This window comes from Streptosporangium sp. H13245, from assembly GCF_055690525.1.
This window is the reverse complement of record NZ_JBSZKT010000010.1, coordinates 65,802-80,081: the sequence shown is the minus strand read 5'-3', so window position 1 is coordinate 80,081 and position 14,280 is coordinate 65,802. Positions and strand designations below refer to the sequence as shown.

General features: G+C 71.7%; 12 protein-coding genes. 7 read left to right on the top strand and 5 right to left on the bottom strand.

What is annotated here, in order from left to right; all coding sequences use genetic code 11:
- Positions 1 to 13: 13 nt before the first annotated feature.
- Positions 14 to 691 (bottom strand): MtrAB system response regulator MtrA, encoded by a 678-nt coding sequence (gene mtrA / locus ACW9TB_RS18300; protein WP_030907316.1) that lies wholly within the window; start codon positions 689 to 691, stop codon positions 14 to 16.
- Between the two features lie 548 nt (positions 692 to 1,239).
- Here mtrA and ACW9TB_RS18295 point away from each other — a divergent pair.
- From ACW9TB_RS18295 to ACW9TB_RS18275, 5 genes are all read left to right on the top strand, one after another.
- On the top strand, positions 1,240 to 2,328 hold the full coding sequence (locus ACW9TB_RS18295) for a DUF7847 domain-containing protein (RefSeq protein ID WP_472749206.1): 1,089 nt from the start codon (positions 1,240 to 1,242) through the stop codon (positions 2,326 to 2,328).
- The gene (locus ACW9TB_RS18290) at positions 2,313 to 2,954 is read left to right on the top strand and encodes a DUF4129 domain-containing protein (protein WP_472749205.1); all 642 of its coding nucleotides are present in this window, start codon (positions 2,313 to 2,315) and stop codon (positions 2,952 to 2,954) included. Before ACW9TB_RS18295 ends, ACW9TB_RS18290 begins: the two co-directional genes overlap by 16 nt.
- Positions 2,951 to 4,177 (top strand): DUF4350 domain-containing protein, encoded by a 1,227-nt coding sequence (locus tag ACW9TB_RS18285; protein WP_472749204.1) that lies wholly within the window; start codon positions 2,951 to 2,953, stop codon positions 4,175 to 4,177. The genes ACW9TB_RS18290 and ACW9TB_RS18285 overlap by 4 nt, the downstream gene beginning before the upstream one ends.
- Before the next feature lie 128 nt (positions 4,178 to 4,305).
- Positions 4,306 to 5,229: an AAA family ATPase gene (locus ACW9TB_RS18280; protein WP_472749307.1), complete on the top strand. Its 924-nt coding sequence runs from the start codon at positions 4,306 to 4,308 to the stop codon at positions 5,227 to 5,229.
- A 2-nt stretch (positions 5,230 to 5,231) separates the two neighbouring features.
- Complete coding sequence (locus ACW9TB_RS18275) at positions 5,232 to 6,596, top strand: DUF58 domain-containing protein (RefSeq protein WP_472749203.1); 1,365 nt, start codon at positions 5,232 to 5,234, stop codon at positions 6,594 to 6,596.
- Positions 6,597 to 6,677: 81 nt separating this feature from the next.
- Here ACW9TB_RS18275 and ACW9TB_RS18270 read toward each other — a convergent pair whose 3' ends face one another.
- Positions 6,678 to 7,673, bottom strand: coding sequence for a stage II sporulation protein M (locus ACW9TB_RS18270; RefSeq protein WP_472749202.1), 996 nt, complete (start codon positions 7,671 to 7,673; stop codon positions 6,678 to 6,680).
- A gap of 37 nt (positions 7,674 to 7,710) precedes the next feature.
- Here ACW9TB_RS18270 and ACW9TB_RS18265 point away from each other — a divergent pair, with 37 nt between their 5' ends.
- Positions 7,711 to 8,844, top strand: coding sequence for an RDD family protein (locus tag ACW9TB_RS18265; protein WP_472749201.1), 1,134 nt, complete (start codon positions 7,711 to 7,713; stop codon positions 8,842 to 8,844).
- Between the two features lie 125 nt (positions 8,845 to 8,969).
- Here ACW9TB_RS18265 and ACW9TB_RS18260 read toward each other — a convergent pair whose 3' ends face one another.
- Together ACW9TB_RS18260 and ACW9TB_RS18255 are read right to left on the bottom strand one after the other, a co-directional pair.
- Positions 8,970 to 10,358, bottom strand: a complete 1,389-nt coding sequence (locus ACW9TB_RS18260) for an LVIVD repeat-containing protein (protein WP_472749200.1) — start codon at positions 10,356 to 10,358, stop codon at positions 8,970 to 8,972.
- Between the two features lie 282 nt (positions 10,359 to 10,640).
- The gene (locus ACW9TB_RS18255) at positions 10,641 to 12,098 is read right to left on the bottom strand and encodes an LVIVD repeat-containing protein (protein WP_472749199.1); all 1,458 of its coding nucleotides are present in this window, start codon (positions 12,096 to 12,098) and stop codon (positions 10,641 to 10,643) included.
- Positions 12,099 to 12,279: 181 nt separating this feature from the next.
- Here ACW9TB_RS18255 and ACW9TB_RS18250 point away from each other — a divergent pair, with 181 nt between their 5' ends.
- Complete coding sequence (locus ACW9TB_RS18250) at positions 12,280 to 12,909, top strand: DUF305 domain-containing protein (RefSeq protein ID WP_472749198.1); 630 nt, start codon at positions 12,280 to 12,282, stop codon at positions 12,907 to 12,909.
- An 87-nt stretch (positions 12,910 to 12,996) separates the two neighbouring features.
- On the opposite strand, the gene ACW9TB_RS18245 is transcribed toward ACW9TB_RS18250, so the two are convergent.
- The gene (locus ACW9TB_RS18245) at positions 12,997 to 14,247 is read right to left on the bottom strand and encodes an adenosylhomocysteinase (RefSeq protein ID WP_472749197.1); all 1,251 of its coding nucleotides are present in this window, start codon (positions 14,245 to 14,247) and stop codon (positions 12,997 to 12,999) included.
- Positions 14,248 to 14,280: the final 33 nt, after the last annotated feature.

Below are 14,280 nucleotides of genomic sequence, written 5' to 3'. Positions count from 1 at the left end.
GGGGAACGGGCGGCTAGGCCGGTCCGGCCTTGTACCCGACCCCGCGGACCGTCACGACGATCTCGGGGTGCTCGGGGTCCTTCTCGATCTTCGCCCGGAGCCGCTGCACGTGCACGTTGACCAGGCGGGTGTCGGCCGCGTGGCGGTAGCCCCAGACCTGTTCGAGCAGGACCTCGCGGGTGAAGACCTGGCGCGGCTTCCTGGCGAGGGCGACCAGCAGGTCGAACTCCAGCGGGGTGAGGTTGATGGTCTCCTCCTCCCGCTTGACCGAGTGCCCGGCGACGTCGATCGTGATGTCGCCGATCTGCAGGATCTCCGGCGTCGGCTCGTCGGTGCGGCGCAGCCGGGCGCGGACCCTGGCGACGAGCTCCTTGGGCTTGAAGGGCTTGACGATGTAGTCGTCGGCCCCCGACTCCAGCCCGAGCACCACGTCGATGGTGTCGCTCTTGGCCGTCAGCATGACGATCGGCACCCCGGACTCGGCCCTGATGCGGCGGCAGACGTCGATCCCGTCGGCGCCGGGCAGCATCAGGTCGAGCAGGACCAGGTCCGGCCGGGTGTCGCGGAACGCGTCGAGCGCCTTGTCACCGTCGGAGACGAAGGAGGGCTCGAAGCCCTCCCCGCGCAGCACGATACCGAGCATCTCGGCGAGAGCCGCGTCGTCGTCGACGACCAGCACGCGTCCTTTCATGGCCCCTCATTCGGTTTACGCAGTTCGGGAGTTATTGGGATAAACCGCTCGATCGTCGAAGATTACCCTTGTCCGCCTACTGGATGACACCGGCCGACGACTGGGCGTCCAAATGACGAATTTTAGGCGCACGCAACGGAGAACGCGCAGTGCTGCCCCCCACGGCCACCGCCGACCCGGCGACTGCGGACGCCGGGCGATGATGACCACGGTCACAGTCTGCGGTAAACCACGGCGTCTCGGCCATCCCTCCGGCATCTCCGCCGCCCTCCGGGAGGATGAAACGTTCGCGTGATCGCCCGATCACCACGGATGGTGTGTCCACATGTCAGGATTGGGATATGTCAGACGGTCACGGCTCCAGTCCCGGCGCTTCCGGCACGCCCCCGGGCTGGGCGTCCAACCAACCTCCGCCGTACGGCGACGCCCCGGGATCGCCGTGGACCGCACCCGGCCCGGCGTCCGGCCCTCCCGGCGCCCCGCCGCAGGGACCTCCCCAGGGTCCCGGGCAGCCCCAGGGCCAGGCACCGTACCAGCGGCCTCCGTACATGCAGGGTCCATACGGCCCGCCGCCGTACGGCGCGCGCGTGCCCGCCGCGATGCGGCCCGGCATCATCCCGCTGCGCCCGCTCGGCCTGGGCGACATCCTCGACGGCACGATCAAGCTGGTGCGCTCCAACCCCAGGAGCGTCCTGGGCCTGTCGGCGATCGCCGCCGCGCTGGGCGCGATCCCCCTGGCGATCGGGCAGGTGATCGTCCTCAACTCCCTCACCCCGATCATCGAGAACCCGGAGGCGGTCCCCGCCGAGGGAGACTTCCTCGGCCAGTACGGCGGCACCCTGCTCTCCTACGCGGTCCAGTTCGTCGCGGTGACGCTGCTGACCGGCGTGCTGACCCGCATCCTGGGCCGCGCGGTCTTCGGCGGCAAGGTGACGGCCGGCGAGGCCTGGACGCTCACCCGGAACCGGGTGCCCACGCTGTTCGGGCTGGTCGTCGTGAACCTCGTGGTCCTGCTCGTCCCGATGGCCCTGATCGTCGGCCTGTTCCTCGCGCTCGGCGCGGCGGGGGCCGACGTCGCCGTGGTGGCGGTCGTGGGCGTGGTGGCGGTGCTGGCCTACGTGGTCTACGCCCTCTTCGTCACCACCCGGCTGGTGCTCGCCCCGGCGGCCGCGGTGCTGGAGCGGCGCGGCGTCGCCGACTCCCTGCGCAGGTCCTGGAACCTTGTCTCCGGCGGCTTCTGGCGGACGCTCGGCATCGTGATCCTCACCCAGATCATCGCGTTCCTGATCGGCCAGGTGCTCGCCTTCCCGTTCGTCCTGGGCGGGACCTTCCTCGCCTTCCTCGGCGGGGGCTCCACCGGCGCCCAGATCGCCTCGGCGATCCTCATCGCCGTGGGCGTCACCCTCGGCTCGATGATCACCTATCCCCTCCAGGCGGGGGTCAACGGCCTGCTCTACGCCGACCGGCGGATGCGCTCCGAGGCGTTCGACCTGGTGCTCCAGACCGCGGCGATCGAGCAGCAGCGGCAGGGATGGGTCCACGCGTCGGCCGACGACCTGTGGGATCCCTCCATCACGCCCGCGGGCCCCGCGCGGCACGGATCCCCCGACCAGGGAGCCCCGTGGTCCCACTCCTGACGTCCCCGATCGACATCGAGCGCGAAGAGGCGCGGCGCCAGGCGATCCAGGAGCTGCTCAGACCCGAGTACGCCAAGGAGTCCCTGGTCGACCGCGTCTGGCGGAACGTCAACCAGTTCATCGGCGACCTGCTGGACCAGGAGTCCGTGGGCGCCGTCGGCAGCATCGCGGCGCGGGCGGCCCTGCTCGCGATCGTGGTCGGGATCGTCGTCGCGCTGCTCCTGGTCGCCCGCAGGACCGCCAGGGGCGGGACGGCCCGCGCCGGGGGGATCTTCGGTGACCGCCGTCTCACCGCCGCGGAGCACCGCGAGGCCGCCGAGCGGCTGGCGGCGGAGGCCCGGTGGTCCGAGGCGGTCCGCGAGCGGCTCCGGGCCGTCGCCCGCGACCTGGAGGACCGCGTGATCATCGACTACACGCCCGGCCGCACCGCCGGTGAGCTGGCCGCGGAGGCCGGTCGCGCGCTGCCCGCGCTCGCCGCCGAGCTGACCTCGGCGGCCCGGGTGTTCGACGACGTGACCTACGGCGAGGTGCCCGGCACACCCGAGGCGTACGGGGTCATGCGCGATCTCGACGAGCACCTGCGCGCGGCCCGCCCGGCGCCCGTCGCGGGGGCGGGCGCGCCATGAGCCTGGCCGCGCCCGGACAGGCGGGACCGGCCTCCCCGGAGGTCAGCGCGCAGGACACCGAGCGGGACTCCGCGACGACCTCCACCTCGCCGACCGTTGGCGGCCTCTGGCGCGGCGGCAGGGGCGTCGTGCTGGTGGCGCTCCTCGTGGTCGCCGTCGCCGTCGCCGGTGTGCTGCTCGGCGGTTCCGGCGGGCCGGGAAGGGCCCTCGACCCCGCCGACACCTCGCTGTCGGGAGGCAAGGGCCTGGCCCGGCTGCTGCAGGCGCGGGGCGTGCGGGTCGAGCGGGTCACCTCGGTCGCCGAGGCGGTGTCGCTGGCCGGGCGGGCGGGTTCCACGGGCAGCACGCTGCTGGTGAGCGAGACCTTCCCGCTCGGCGAGGACGACGCGGAGCGGCTCGCCGCCACCCCCTCGGACCTGCTGGCGGTCGGCGTACGAGAGCACCTGGACCTGCTCGCGCCGGGAGTGACCCCGGTGCGCGAGGCGCGGGCGCGCTCCCGCGAGCCCCGGTGCGCGCTACCGGCCGCGACGAGGGCGGGCAGCGCCTACGGCGGCGGCGTGGCCCTCACCGTGCCCTCCGGGGCGGTCGGCTGCTACCCCGCGAACGGGGCGCCCACCCTGGTCTCCCACACCGTGGGGGGCCGGACGGTCACCGTCGCGGGCGACGCGCAGTTCATGACCAACCTGCGGCTCGCCGAGGACGGCAACGCCGCGCTGGCGGCGAACCTCGCCGGTGCGCGGCCCACCCTGATCTGGCTGACGGCCCCCGAGGCCGTCGCCGAGGCGGGCGACCGCAAAACGGGTTTCTACGACCTGGTCCCCGAGGGGATCAAATGGGCCGTGGCGCAGGTGCTCGTCGCGGTGCTGCTGCTGGCGCTCTGGCGGGGCCGCAGGCTCGGCCCCGTGGTGGCCGAGCGGCTGCCCGTCGTCGTACGGGCGGCCGAGACCGTCGAGGGACGTGCCAGGCTCTACCGTGCGCGGCGAGCCCGCGACCGGGCCGCCGCGGCCCTGCGCGCGGGCTTCACCGACCGGGTCACCCCCCGCCTCGGGCTGCCCTCGGGGGCGGGCCCCGACGCGCTGGTGAACGCGATCGCCGAGCGGACCGGCCAGGCAGCGTCACACGTGGGCGCCGCCCTGTACGGACCGCCGCCGGTCGACGAGGCGGGGCTGGTAGCCCTGGCCGAATACATGGACATCGTGGAAAGGCAGGTCGGAAAGTCGTGACCACACCACCGGGGAACGGCGGTCTCACCGAGGCGACCTCCGTCGTCAGGACCGCGCCCGGCGCATCCGCCGTACCCGCCGCAGCTTCCGCAGCTTCCGCGCAGAGCGCGGACCGCGCCAGGGAGGCGCTGGGAGCCCTGCGCGCCGAGGTCTCCAAGGCGGTCGTCGGCCAGGACGCCGTGGTCACCGGGCTGGTGATCGCGCTGCTCTGCCGGGGCCACGTGCTGCTCGAAGGCGTGCCGGGCGTCGCCAAGACCCTGCTCGTCAGGACACTGTCGGCGGCGCTCTCGCTCGACTTCAAGCGGGTGCAGTTCACCCCCGACCTCATGCCGGGCGACATCACCGGCTCGCTGATCTACGACGCGAAGACGTCGGAGTTCGAGTTCCGCGAGGGGCCGGTCTTCACCAACCTCCTGCTCGCCGACGAGGTCAACCGCACGCCCCCGAAGACGCAGGCCGCGCTGCTGGAGGCGATGGAGGAGCGCCAGGTCAGCGTGGAGGGGTCGGCGCGCGCGCTGCCCGACCCGTTCATCGTGGCCGCCACCCAGAACCCCGTCGAGTACGAGGGCACGTACCAGCTGCCCGAGGCGCAGCTCGACCGGTTCCTGCTCAAGCTGACCGTCCCGCTGCCGCCCCGCGACCAGGAGATCGCGGTGCTGGAGCGGCACGCGCTCGGCTTCGACCCGCGCGACCTGTCGCACGTCAAGGCCGTGGCCACCGCCGCCGACCTCGCCGCGGGGCGCGCGGCGGTCAGCCAGGTGCACGTGGGTCCCGAGGTGCTCGGCTACATCGTGGACATCGCCAGGGCCACCCGCCAGTCGCCCTCGCTCCAGCTCGGCGTCTCCCCGCGCGGCGCCACCGCGCTGCTCGCCGGGGCGCGGGCCTGGGCGTGGCTGTCCGGCCGCGCCTACGTGACGCCCGACGACGTCAAGGCGCTGGCCAGGCCCGCGATGCGGCACCGGATCCAGATACGTCCCGAGGCCGAGCTGGAGGGCGCGACCGCCGACGGCCTCATCGACGCCATCCTCGCCTCCGTCCCCGTCCCCCGCTGACCATGGCGCTGACAGGACGGGCCGCGCTGCTGGCGCTGCTGGGCACCCTGGCCGTGCTGTTCGCCCCCCAGCCGGGACCGGCCGTCGCCGGGGTGACACTGCTGATCGTGGCGCTGGTCGCGGTCGACCTGCTGCTGGCCGGGAGCGTGCGCCCGCTGCGCTTCACCCGCGCGGGCGAGCGGCTGGTACGGCTCGGCGAGTCGGTCGCGGTCGAGCTGATCGTGGAGAACCCCGGCCCCCGCCGGGCGCGCGGCGTGCTCAGGGACGCCTGGCCGCCCTCCGCGGGTGCCACGCCCCGGCACCTGCCGCTGGACGTACCCCCCGGGGAGCGCCGCCGGCTGGTCACGACGCTCACCCCCACCCGCAGGGGCGACCGCGAGGCGGTCACGGTGACGGTACGGACGCTGGGCCCGCTGGGCGTGGCGGCCCGCCAGGGCTCGCACCGGGTGCCCTGGTCGGTCAGGGTGCTGCCGCCCTTCCTCAGCCGCAAGCATCTGCCCGCCAAGCTGTCCAGGCTCAGGGAGCTGGAGGGCAGGCACCCGTCGATGATCCGGGGGCAGGGCACCGAGTTCGACTCGCTGCGGGAGTACGTGGTCGGCGACGACGTCCGCTCGATCGACTGGCGGGCCACCGCGCGCCGCGACGACGTCGTGGTCCGCACCTGGCGGCCCGAACGCGACCGGCGGGTGCTGATCGTGCTCGACACCGGCCGTACCTCGGCCGGAAGGGTGGGCACCGCCCCGATCCCGCTGGCCGGTGAGGTGCCGAGGTCCGCCGGGGGCGGGAGGTCGCGGGTCGTGCCCGGCTGGCCCCGCCTCGACTGGTCGATGGACGCGGCGCTGCTGCTGGCCGCCCTGGCCTCCCGCGCGGGTGACCGGGTCGACTTCATGGCCCACGACCGGGGGGTGCGCGCCTGGGTGTCCGGCACCGGCCGTACGGAGCTGCTGTCGTCGCTGGTCAACAGCATGGCCCCGATCGAGGCCGAGCTGGTCGAGGCCGACTCCGCGGGGATGGTCGCGGCCGTCATGTCGCGGGCCAGGCGGCGCTGCCTGGTCGTCGTGCTGACCGACCTCAACCCGGCCGCGCTGGAGGAGGGCCTCCTACCGGTCCTTCCCCGTCTTTCCTCGCGGCACCTGGTGCTCCTGGCCGCCGTCTCCGACCCCCAGGTGGCCGAGATGGCCGCCGGGCGCGGTACCTCGGAGCTGGTCTACGGCGCCGCGGCGGCCGAGCACCTGAGCGCGGGACGGCGCAGGATCACCGCCCTGCTGCGCCGCCAGGGCGTGGAGGTCGTGGACACCGCCCCCGAGCAGATCGCCCCGGCCCTGGCCGACGCCTACCTGGCCCTGAAGGCGGCCGGGCGGCTCTGAGACGGGACGCTCTGAGGTAGGGCGCTCTGAGGTGGGGCGCTCAGCCCGCGCTGCGAGCGAGGTCGCTCTGGGGTAGGACGCTCAGCCCGTGCTGGGGGCGAGGTCGGGGGCACGCTCCACGTCGCCGCTCTCCCCCGCGGCGACGGCCCGGCGGCCGAAGAAGATCACGTACGCGAGGAAGGCGGCCTCCGCGACCACCCCGATGCCGATCCGCGCCCAGGTGGGCAGCCCCGAGGGGGTGACCAGGCCCTCGATCAGCCCGGAGACGAGCAGCACCACGACCAGGCCGAGGGCCACGCTCATCACGGCCCTGCCCTGCTCGGCCAGGGCCTCGGCGCGCCTGCGCGGGCCGGGGTCGACGACCGTCCAGCCGAGGCGCATGCCGACGGCCGCGGCGAGGAACACCGCGGTCAGCTCCAGCAGGCCGTGCGGGGTGATCAGCCCGAAGAAGATGTCGAGCTTGCCGCGCGAGGCCATCAGCCCGGCGGAGACGGCCACGTTGAGCGCGTTCTCCCACAGGACGTACGGGATCGGCAGGCCGAGCAGGATGGACATGATGATGACCTGCATGGAGACCCAGGCGTTGTTGACCCAGACCTGCCCGGCGAAGGAGGTCGCCGGGTTCTCCGAGTAGTAGTCGGCGAAGTCGTGCTCGACGAGCTGGGTGATCTCCTCGGGGGTGGCGATCGCCGCCTGGACGGCGGGGTTCTCCCCCACCCAGACCGCGACGACCGTGGCGACCAGCAGGAACGCGACGCTCGTGGCCAGCCACCACCAGCGGGCCCGGTAGGCGACCACCGGGAAGGAGACCGTGAAGAAGCGGACGAACTCCCGCCAGGCCGGGGTGTGCGCCCCGGTCACGGCGGAGCGGGCGCGGGCGACGAGCGCCGACAGGCGGCCCACCAGGATCGGGTCGGCGGAGGCCGAGCGGACGAGGGACAGGTGCGTGGCCACCCGCTGGTAGAGGTCGACCAGCTCATCGACCTCGGCGCCGTCCAGCGAGCCGCGCCGCCGGACCAGGTGCTCAAGACGATCCCAGGCGGGCCGGTGCGCGGTGACGAAGGCGTCGATGTCCACGCGGGCAGCCTATCCAGTCGAAGGTAGGGTGCTGATTGTGTCCGATGTCGTAACCGGCGAGGCCGTGGTCGTCGAGGTCCGCGTGGCCCAGCTCCCGAGCAGGGCCGCGGCGCTGCTGATCGACATGACGCTCCAGGTCCTGACGCTGCTGGGCGCCTCCCTGCTCGTCGGCAGCCTGGGGTTCCTGAGCGATCCGGCGCTGACGACGATGGTCTACATCGTGCTCACCGTGCTCGTGATCGTCGGTTACCCGGTGGCCTTCGAGACGCTCACGCGCGGGCGCAGCCTGGGCAAGCTCGCGCTCGGGCTCCGGGTCGTCAGCGACGACGGCGGCCCCGAGCGGTTCCGGCAGGCCCTGTTCCGCGGGCTGGCGGGGGTCCTGGAGTTCTGGATGCTCAGCGGCGCCCCCGCGCTGATCAGCTCGCTCGTCTCGGAGAAGGGCAAGCGGCTCGGCGACCTCTTCTCCGGCACCATCGTGATCTCCGAACGGGCCCCCCGGCAGTACGGGCCGCCGCTGGACATGCCGCCGATGCTCGCCCCGTGGGCGGCGACGCTGGAGCTGTCGCGGCTGCCCGAGCAGGTCGCGGCCACCGCGAGGCAGTACCTCATGCGCTGGCACGACCTGGCCCCCGCCGTCCAGCACGAGATGGGCGTGCGCATCGCCACCGAGATGTCGGCCTTCGTCTCCCCGCCCGCGCCGCCCGGTGTGCCGCCGTTCGCCTACCTGACCGCCGTCCTGGCCGAGCGCCGCCGCCGCGAGCAGGCGCGCCTGGCCCAGCGGACGGGCGCGCACCATCCGGCCCAGCAGTGGACCGATCGGCAGCACCCCGGCCAGGCCCCGCCCCCTTCTCCGTCGTCGGCGCCCCAGTTTCACCCGGCTCACGCGCCGTCGTTCCAGCCTCACCCGTACGCGCCTCCCGGGGCCACAGGCGGGCCGTACGCGCCTCCCGCCCCCGGAGGTCAGCCGTACCCTCCCGCTCCGTACGCGCCTCCCGGATCGGCGTCTCAGCCTCACGCGCGGCCCGACCACCGGCCGTCCCAGCCGCGGATCCCGCTCCCGCCCCCGGCGGGGCCACCGCATCCGGCGCCTCCCCCGCCTCCGCCGCCTGCGGGCGGGTCCCCCGCGCGGGAGCCCGACCCCACGCCCGGTGGCTTCGTCCCTCCCGCCTGACCTCCCCGTCTCCCCGTTCGGCAATGGGAAAGGGGCGGCGGGAAGGCCCGCCGCCCCTTTCCTCACGCGTCTAGCAGGTTCCTCATGGGCGGCCGTCCCCTCTCAGGGACGGCCGCGCCGGACGATCAGTGGTGACCGTGCCCTCCGTAGGAGGCCTGGGTCTGCACGTTCAGCCGGTCCAGGCGGACGCCCTTGGCCGGGTCGGTGCGACGGTCGTCGATCTTGAGGACGTCCAGACCCCTGCGGAAGTCGCTGGCGTAGACGTAGCCGTTGTAGTAGTACGCGGACCAGATGCCGCCGCCTCCGCCGTCGGGCTCGGGGCCGCGCTCGAAGTAGCCGATCTCCTTCGGACGGGACGAGTCGGTGAAGTCCACGAAGGCGACGCCGCCCTGGTACCAGGCCTGGACCATGATGTCCTTGCCCTTGACCGGGATCAGCGAGCCGTTGTGCGCGACACAGTTCTCGGTGTCGGCCTGGTAGCGGGTGATCTTGAAGTAGCTCTTGAAGACCAGCTTGCCGCGCCTGATGTCGTAGTAGGCGTTGGCGCCGCGGTTCGGGCCGGTGGCCTCGTTGCAGGTGGCCGCGCCGCCGCCGCCGAGCTCGTCGGTGAAGATCACCTTGGTGCCCTCGTTGTTGAACGTCGCCGAGTGCCAGAACGCGAAGTTCGGGTCGGTGACCCGCGCGGTGATCACCGGGTTCTCCCGGTCGGAGATGTCGAACAGGACGCCGTCACCCATGCAGGCCCCGGCCGCGATGTCCTTCTCCGCGTAGACGGTGATGTCGTGGCAGCCGCTGGTCGGCAGCAGCAGGCCCGGCTGCGTCTCGTTGCCGCCGTCGGGGAAGACGACCGGCGTCTTGACCACGGCCGCGGCGGTCGGGGTGCGCAGCGGCACCTTGATGACCGAGATCTTGTCGTGCGGCGGCAGGCAGTCGGGGAACGTGGCGTTCGGGTTGTACGAGGAGGCGTAGAGGTAGACGTTCTTACGGTCCCTGGCCTTGCCGGGAACGAGCGTCAGGGTGTGGGAGCCGCAGTTGGTCTCGACGGACTTGATGTACTTGGGGTTCTTCTTGTCCTTGATGTCGAAGATCCGGACCCCCTCCCACGACTCCTTCACGCTGGCCGGCTGGGCGACGCTGTTGCAGGAGTCGTCGCTGCGGGAGTTGTCGACCGCGGCGAACAGCAGGTCGCCGTAGACCGACACGTCCATCTGGGAGCCGGGGCACAGGACGCCGCTGACGAGCTGGGCGCGCCTCGGGTTCCTGATGTCGTAGATCGAGAAGCCGCCGTAGTTGCCAACATAGGCGTAGTCGCCCTGGAAGGCGATGTCGCTGTTGGTGGTGGCCTCAAGGCCGGGGAGCTTGGGCAGGGTGCCCACGTGCGTCACGTTGGGGCTGGTGACGACCTCGCCGGGCGGGGGAATGTCGGCGGCCTGGGCCGAGACCGTGGACATCAGCATCGCGGCGGCCGTGGCCGCCACTACCAACGCCCGGACGGTCCTTCGGGGAGCGAACACTCGGGTGCCTCCTTGGAGCGGACATAAGGCATGCATAAATTAGCAAATCGCCCCTCCTGACAGCCGGTCCAACGGAGCATGACTTTGTCACAATAAAATATGAGGCGATCTCTTTACTAAGGCCCCGGAAAAGTTTACGGTCGATGTCCCTTCCGTCATCCGCCGGGCTTTCCCGGCCGGGACGCACGAAGGCCACCGGGCGCTCGTCGAGCTCCCGGTGGCCTTCCGCCGATGGGGCCGTGGCCGTTGTCAGAGGTCAGTGGCCATGACCGCCGTCAGAGATCAGTGACCGTGGCCGCCGTGACCGTGGTCGTCGTCGTGGCCGTGACCGTGGCCACCCTCGCGGTAGGACGCCTGGGTCTGCGCGTTCAGGATGTCGAACTCGACCCGCTCGGCCTTGTCCGTACGCCTGTCGTGGATCTTCAGGACGTCGAGGCCGAGGTTGAAGTCGCTGCCGTAGATGTAGCCGTTGTAGTAGTACGCCGACCAGAAGCCGCCGCTGAGCGCGGGGGCGGTGTTGTCGGGGCCGCGCTCGAAGAACGCGATCTCCTGCGGCTTGGACGAGTCGGTGAAGTCGACGACCGAGATGCCGCCCTGGTACCAGGCCTGGACCATGATGTCCTTGCCCTTGACCGGGATCAGCGAGCCGTTGTGCGCGACACAGTTCTCGGTGTCGGCCTGGTGGCGGGCGATCTTGAAGTAGCTCTTGAAGGTGAGCTGACCGCGCTTGATGTCGTAGTACGCGTTGGCGCCGCGGTTCGGACCGATCGCCTCGTTGCAGGTGGCCGAGGTGCCGCCGCCGAGCTCGTCGGTGAAGATCACCTTGGTGCCCTCGTTGTTGAAGGTCGCCGAGTGCCAGAACGCGAAGTTCTGGTCGTCGCGGACAGTGGCGGTGACCTTCGGCTGGAGCGGGTTGGAGATGTCCATCAGGACGCCCTCACCCATGCAGGCTCCGGCGGCGATGTCCTTCTCCGGGTACGCGGTGATGTCGTGGCAGCCGGAGGTGGCCGAGGTGCGCTCCGGGTAGGGCAGGGTCTCACCCGGGTTGCCGCCGTCGGGGAACAGGACCGGCGTGGCGGCGACCGCGGCGGAGGCCGGGTCACGCAGCGGCACCTTCACGATCGAGATCTTGTCGTGCGGCGGCTGGCAGTCGGGGAACGACGCGTTCGGGCTGTACGAGGAGACGTACACGTAGACGTTCTTGCGGTCCCTGCCCTTGCCCGGGACCAGGGTCAGGGTGTGCGAGCCGCAGTTGGTCTCGACGGACTTGATGTACTTGGGGTTCTTCTTGTCCTTGACGTCGAAGATCCGGATGCCCTCCCACGACTCCTTGGTCGCCGCGCTCTGGCCGACGCTGCTGCAGGAGTCGTTGTTGCGCGAGGAGTCGACCGCGGCGAACAGCAGGTCTCCGTAGACCGCCATGTCCATCTGCCCGCCGGGGCAGACCACCGAGCTGACCAGTGAGGTCCTGGTGGGCCTCTTGATGTCGTAGATCGAGAAGCCGGTGTAGTTGCCGACGTAGGCGTAGTCGCCCTGGAACGCCATGTCGGTGTTGATGTCCGTCAGCGCGGCGGGCTTGACGACGTTGAGGACATGCTCGATGTTCGCGCTCTTGGCGATCTCACCGGGTGCCGGGATGTCGGCTGCCTGCGCGGGGAACGCGGCGAGCGCCGTCGCGACGGCGACCCCGGCCACGAACAGGAACCGGCCGGTCAGGCCCTTCCTGAGGGGGGTGGACACTCGTGAACCTCCTTGACACATGCACCCAATAAAAGGTGCATAAACGGTTAAATGGTTCATGCTGTACGGTCGTCAGGCAAGCCGTCACAGTGTCAGCAACTGTTACCGGTGTGCGGTCTTTACGGACCGCACCAGCAGGGGTTACGGTCTTTCGCTACTGGACATTCACGAAGGAGGCCGGGTGCGCGTCGCGCTCATCGCCGTGATCGCCGCCCTGTCTCTCAGCGCGTGCAGCGCGGAGCCCGAACCGGCCCCGTCCCCCCAGGCCTCGGCGCCGGTGATCGTCCCCGGCAGGCCGGGCGAGGTCGCCAGGACCGTCGGCCCGAGCGAGGCCGCCACCCTCGTGCCCTCGCCCACCGCCAACGCGGCCGACGTGACGTACGTCCAGAACATGGTCGTCCACCACCGGCAGGCCCTCGACATGGCCTCCCTCGCCCCGACCAGGGCCGAGCACACCAGGCTGAAGGGCCTGGCCTCGCGCATCAAGGACTCGCAGGCGCCGGAGATCCAGTTCATGATCTCCTGGCTCCAGCAGCAGGGCATGCGGGCTCCCGAGCACCACACCGAGCACGACAGCATGCCCGGCATGGCCTCGCCCGAGCAGATGGAGGCGCTCAAGGCCGCCTCCGGCAAGGACTTCGACCGGCTCTTCCTGCAGCTCATGACCGCGCACCACCAGGGCGCGCTCACGATGTCCGAGCAGGTCCTGATCTCCGGCTCGCACCAGCGGATCGAGGAGCTGGCCAACGACGTCTCGGCCACCCAGAGCGCCGAGATCCGCAGGATGCGGGAGATGCAGGCCGAGCTCTGACGCTCCCCGGCCCGGAGGCCGAGCTCGAAGCCCCTCCGGCCCGGACATCCTTCTCGAAAACCCCGGACGACAGGCGTACGTCCCTGACTACGAGCCGAGCCGCCACGAGTGGAGGTACTCCTCCTGGTCGGGGGTGAGCTCGTCCATCTCGATCCCGGCCGCGGCCAGCTTGAGCCGCGCCACCTCCACGTCGACCTCCCCCGGCACGTCGTAGACCCCCGGCTCCAGCCGCGCCCGCTCTCGGACCAGCCACGCCACCGAGAGCACCTGCGCGGAGAAGGACATGTCCATGACGGCGGCGGGATGCCCCTCGGCCGCGGTCAGGTTCACCAGGCGGCCCTCGGCGAGCAGCAGGAGCCTGCGGCCGTCGGCGAGGACGTACTCGTCGGTGTTGGGACGCACCCCCCGGTGCACGGCGTGCGCCAGGTCGTCCAGGGCGCGGACGTCGATCTCGACGTCGAAGTGCCCGGCGTTGGCCAGGATCGCGCCGTCCTTCATCTCCGCCAGGTGCTCGCCCCTGATCACGTCGCGGTTGCCGGTGACCGTGACGAACACGTCCCCGGCGCGGGCCGCCGCCGCCATCGACCGTACGTCGTAGCCCTGCAGTGAGGCGTCCAGCGCCTTGACCGGGTCGATCTCGGTCACCACGACCCGCGCCCCCAGGCCCCTGGCCCGCTCGGCGACGCCCCGGCCGCAGTAGCCGAACCCGGCGACCACCACGGTCTTGCCCGCGAGCAGGGTGTTCGTGGCGCGCATGATCCCGTCCATGGTCGACTGGCCGGTGCCGTAGCGGTTGTCGAACATCCGCTTCGTCCGCGTGTCGTTGACCGCCACCACGGGGAACCTGAGGGCCTTCTCCGCGGCCATCTGCCGGAGCCTGATGATCCCGGTGGTGGTCTCCTCGCACCCCCCGGAGACCGTCTCCAGCAGTTCGGTCCGCTCGGTGTGCAGGATGTTGACCAGGTCGCAGCCGTCGTCCAGGACGATGTCCGGGACGATGTCGAGCGCCTGGTGGATGTGGCGGTAGTAGGCGTCCATGGTCACCCCGGCCTGCGCGTGCACGACGACGCCGTAGTCACGGAGCGCCTCGGCGACGTCGTCCTGGGTGGACAGGGGGTTCGACGCGGCCAGGGCGATCTCGGCACCGCCCGCCTTGAGGGTGCCCATGAGCACGGCGGTCTCGGCGGTGACGTGCAGGCACGCGGCGATCCGCAGCCCGTCGAAGGGCCGCTCGGCGGCGAACCGCTCACCGAGGGCGGTGAGCACCGGCATCGCCCGCGCCGCCCACCCGATCCTCAGCTCCCCCGCGGCCACCAGAGCGCTGTCGGCGCTGTCCACGTGTCTCCCCAGATCTCGCCCGAACCCCGGAAT

Coding starts and splice junctions, on each gene's coding strand:
- ACW9TB_RS18295 (WP_472749206.1), top strand. CDS start 1,240: ATGCAGGGTCCATACGGCCCGCCGCCGTACGGCGCGCGCGTGCCCGCC.
- ACW9TB_RS18275 (WP_472749203.1), top strand. CDS start 5,232: ATGGCGCTGACAGGACGGGCCGCGCTGCTGGCGCTGCTGGGCACCCTG.
- ACW9TB_RS18285 (WP_472749204.1), top strand. CDS start 2,951: ATGAGCCTGGCCGCGCCCGGACAGGCGGGACCGGCCTCCCCGGAGGTC.
- mtrA (WP_030907316.1), bottom strand. CDS start 691: ATGAAAGGACGCGTGCTGGTCGTCGACGACGACGCGGCTCTCGCCGAG.